The 3476-nt window shown below is 61.0% G+C and carries 3 protein-coding genes and 1 pseudogene; all 4 read left to right on the top strand.

Going from position 1 to position 3476, the window contains the following annotated elements; genetic code table 11:
• Positions 1 to 130: pseudogene (locus IVA81_RS07235) on the top strand (integrase core domain-containing protein); the annotation flags it as partial.
• Between the two features lie 992 nt (positions 131 to 1122).
• Complete coding sequence (locus IVA81_RS07230; RefSeq protein WP_247314190.1) at positions 1123 to 1293, top strand: hypothetical protein; 171 nt, start codon at positions 1123 to 1125, stop codon at positions 1291 to 1293.
• Positions 1283 to 2605, top strand: a complete 1323-nt coding sequence (locus tag IVA81_RS07225; RefSeq protein ID WP_247314188.1) for a recombinase family protein — start codon at positions 1283 to 1285, stop codon at positions 2603 to 2605. Before IVA81_RS07230 ends, IVA81_RS07225 begins: the two co-directional genes overlap by 11 nt.
• Positions 2568 to 3353: a hypothetical protein gene (locus IVA81_RS07220; protein ID WP_247314186.1), complete on the top strand. Its 786-nt coding sequence runs from the start codon at positions 2568 to 2570 to the stop codon at positions 3351 to 3353. The genes IVA81_RS07225 and IVA81_RS07220 overlap by 38 nt, the downstream gene beginning before the upstream one ends.
• Positions 3354 to 3476: the final 123 nt, after the last annotated feature.

Below are 3476 nucleotides of genomic sequence, written 5' to 3'. Positions count from 1 at the left end.
GCTGTGGCGCTCGATCAAGTACGAGGAAGTGCATCTGAAAGCCTATGCCGACGGACGCGAAGCGCGAGATGGCATCGGATCATGGATGAGCTTTTACAATCATCGCCGCCCGCACCAGGCAATGAATAACCAGTTTCCGATGGCGGCATGGCGTGCCGGCATCGACAGGATCGAGGCGGCGAGGACTGTGGATATGCCGCTTCGCTTGGACAACGCAAACGCGTTGCCCACATACCCACAGCAGACGCAACAGCAGCACAAGAAAGCTGCTTAATTTGAACGACAAGGCAGGCCGGATCACACCTTAACTTTGGCGATCCATGGTCCCCGCTCCGGGGTCCACTTCAACCATCGCTCGCTCAATCTCAATATCCAATCACATTTCTTGCACCCTCGGGCGGGACCGCAGGCGGAACACCACCTTGCGGACAGTTTGCCACCCCCTGCAACAACTTGGATGATGCGATTACTGACACATTTCCCGGCGGTGAAATCCATATATTAGCACCCGAAGATTATTACGGCGGAGGAAATGCGAAAATCACTAAAGAGCTGGTCCCGGTTGTCTGAACAGAATCTCCGCGTTGATAAGTGGAGCCTCTGCCGGGGTTAGGCTGCCAAGGGGATTGGCAGCGGGCTGAAGTAGGCTTGATCCGGTGTGCTGCCGTCAAGGCTCGAATGGGGACGGCGGCGATTGTACAACAAGGTTTGAGAACGCCCACAGGACCGTTCTTCGCGAGATTCTTTATCGATATCATCCTTGGTTTGGTCGCCAAGACGTTCACGGAACGGTCGACAAGGCTGATGAAGTCGCTTTCCGCTGCTCGCTGGATGGATCGCAAACAGATCGTTGGCTGGAGGTTCCAGCCTGGATGTTCGACCGGACGGCATGCCCTGAGGCTGAGGTTTTGGCAGCTCGGCCATTTGTCAGCATAACCGCACTTGCAGCGCTTTCTGCGCTTCTCGATCTGGCGTTGAAGGATCGAACGCCATCAGCTGCCCTGTTTTCTAGCGCATCCAGAGCCTCTCACGACCAGATTCGGGGAGAGACCCAGGTCACGGCAGACGGCAATGCCAGGGAGCGGATACCGACACAATCGACAACCGCGGCCGCAGCAGCAGATGGATCTGTTCGGGAGCGGCCTGTCGAACGGCGCCATCGGCGCGCCAGCATGGCCGGAGCTACCGGCGGAAGCCCGGGCGGCCCTCACGAGCCTGATGACGCAGTTGATCCTCGACCATGCTGCGATGACAGCGACGCCGCCCGCGAAGGAGGTCGATCATGATCTCTGACAAAGTCAGGCCTCATCATCTGGAGCGCAAGGCGATTCTTTACGTGCGCCAATCCTCGGCACATCAGGTGTTGCACAATCGCGAGAGCAGCGCGTTGCAATACGCCATGCGGGACCGGCTGACGGCGCTCGGGTGGTCAGAGATCGAAGTGATCGATGATGATCTCGGTCGTTCAGCCGCCGGCGGGGTACAACGCGCTGGCTTTGAGCGGATGGTGGCGGAGGTTTGCCTCGGCAAGGTTGGTGCGGTTTGCGCCCGCGAGGTCTCGCGCTTCGCTCGCAACAGCCGGGATTGGCAGCAACTCATCGAGATGTGCCGGGTGGTCGATACCGTTCTGGTCGATCAGGAGACCATCTATGCGCCAAGGCACGGCAACGATCGCCTGCTGCTCGGGCTCAAGGGCAGCCTCAACGAGTACGAGCTGGATCTGTTGCGCCAGCGCTCGCTCTCGGCCCGCTACGAGAAGGCGCGCCGGGGCGAGTTGGTTGTAGCGGCACCGGTGGGCTTCGTTAAGTCCGGCGACCGTTATGAGAAAGATCCGGATCGGCGCGTCCAGGAAGCGATCAAGCTGGTGTTTGACAAGGTCGAGGAACTGGGCAGCGCGCGACAGGCGCTCTGCTGGCTCCACGAGTACAATCTCGATCTGCCGGTAAAGCAGACTAACGGCGACACCGCCTGGCGGCGACCGAGTTACTCCGCCATCCACCGGATCATTGAGAACCCGGTCTACGGCGGCGCTTATGCTTATGGTAAGACGGCTGTGGCGGCGGGATACAGCGCCGAGGGCGTGAGCGTGAGGATCCGCCGCAAGACGCGGAGCGAATGGCTGGCGCTGAAGCCAATCACCCACGACGGGTATGTGAGCTGGGAGAGGTTCGAGGCGATCCGCACCATGGTCAGCAGCAACGTTCCCACCGGTCGGCATCACGGCGCACCCAAGCATGGTGACGCGCTGCTGGCCGGTCTGATCCGCTGCAGGCGCTGCGGTCGCAAGCTCACACTCCGGTACTCCGGCATGAAGCACCATATCCCGCGCTACAGCTGCAGCCGCGCCTGGATGGACAATGGCGGCCCTCACTGCATCGCCTTCGGCGGATTGCGCGTCGATGATGCAATCGAGGAAGCACTGCTTGGCGTCGTTGGTCCGGGCGCTATCGCCGCTGCAACCGCGACCGCCAAGGAAGCCGGGGAACGGCGGGATCAGGTGCGCGATGCTCTTAGTCGCGACCTCGAAGCGGCGCGCTATGCTACCGACCGGGCCTTCCGGCAATACGATGCCGCTGACCACCGCGAACCGGTTGGTGGCGAGTGAGCTCGAAGCGCGCTGGAACAGGGCGCTCGCTCACGCGGCGGAGGTCGAGGGCAAGATCGCCATGCATGATGCGGCGAGGCCCGCACCCATTGCTGATCCAGTTGCGCTCAGCGTTCTGGCCTCGAACCTTAAAACGGCCTGGAATGCGCCCACGACGGATGCTCGCCTCAAGAAGCGCATTGTGCGCACTCTCATCCACGAAGTCGTAGCCAATATCGACGACGCAGCCTCCGAGATCGTTATCCTCGTCCACTGGGTGGGTGGTGCCCACAGCGAGTTGCGCTTGCCCAATCGCCGGCGCGGGCAGCGTAACAGCACCTCCGCCAACATCATCGAGGCTGTGCGCCGACTGGTGCTGATCGCCAGCGACGATCTGATCGCCGGCCTCCTCAACCGCAATGGCCTCAAGACCGGTAACGGCAATCGCTGGACGCGCGAGCGTGTCACCTCGATGCGCTCGAACCATCGCATCCCGCTGTTCAAGCCCGCCGAGGACGGGATCGAACCCTGGCTCAAACTTGGCAACGCCGCAAAGCTCCTGAAGATCGCGCCCAAGACGCTTCGGCTGGCCGCTGAAGCCGGCGAAATCGAAGCCTTCCATCCGCTATCGGACGGCCCGTGGATCTTCGCCCGCGCCTCGCTGATAACAACTGCCGCTCAATCTATCGCCGAACGAGCGCGACAGAACCCAAGATACCCCACGGGATCGCATCCCAATCAGCAAAGTCTCTTCTCTTCAACAACATAGACAGATGGGTGTTCTGATGCGCGGTTGTAAAAGCTCATCCATGATCCGATGCCATCTCGCGCTTCGCGTCCGTCGGCATAGGCTTTCAGATGCACTTCCTCGTACTTGATCGAGCGCCACAGC

This window comes from Bradyrhizobium sp. 141, from assembly GCF_023074055.1.
GTDB lineage: Bacteria > Pseudomonadota > Alphaproteobacteria > Rhizobiales > Xanthobacteraceae > Bradyrhizobium.
This window is presented reverse-complemented; position numbering and strand designations above follow the sequence as displayed.